Annotated in this window: 1 protein-coding gene; it reads right to left on the minus strand. The window is 65.6% G+C overall.

From position 1 onward, the window contains the following. The coding region (locus V9K92_RS22735) for a calcium-binding protein (RefSeq protein WP_337355051.1) at positions 1-395 on the minus strand (395 nt) is incomplete at both ends.

Raw genomic sequence — 395 nt, forward strand, 5'->3', positions numbered from 1 at the left:
ACTCCAGTCGCTCCGGTGGCGCCGGTATCTCCGGTGGCGCCCGTTACTCCAGTCGCTCCGGTGGCGCCGGTATCTCCAGTCGCTCCGGTGACTCCGGTCGCGCCAGTATCTCCTGTTGCTCCCGTTACTCCGGTCGCTCCGGTGGCCCCGATATCTCCGGTTGCTCCCGTTACTCCAGTCGCTCCGGTGGCCCCGATATCTCCGGTTGCTCCCGTTACTCCAGTCGCTCCGGTGGCGCCGGTATCTCCGGTCGCTCCTGTGACTCCGGTGGCCCCGATATCTCCGGTTGCTCCTGTGGCTCCTGTGATTCCGGTTGCTCCGGTATCTCCGGTCGCTCCTGTGACTCCGGTGGCCCCGATATCTCCGGTTGCTCCTGTGGCTCCTGTGATTCCGGT

This window comes from Phyllobacterium sp. CCNWLW109 (assembly GCF_037203905.1).
GTDB lineage: Bacteria > Pseudomonadota > Alphaproteobacteria > Rhizobiales > Rhizobiaceae > Phyllobacterium > Phyllobacterium ifriqiyense.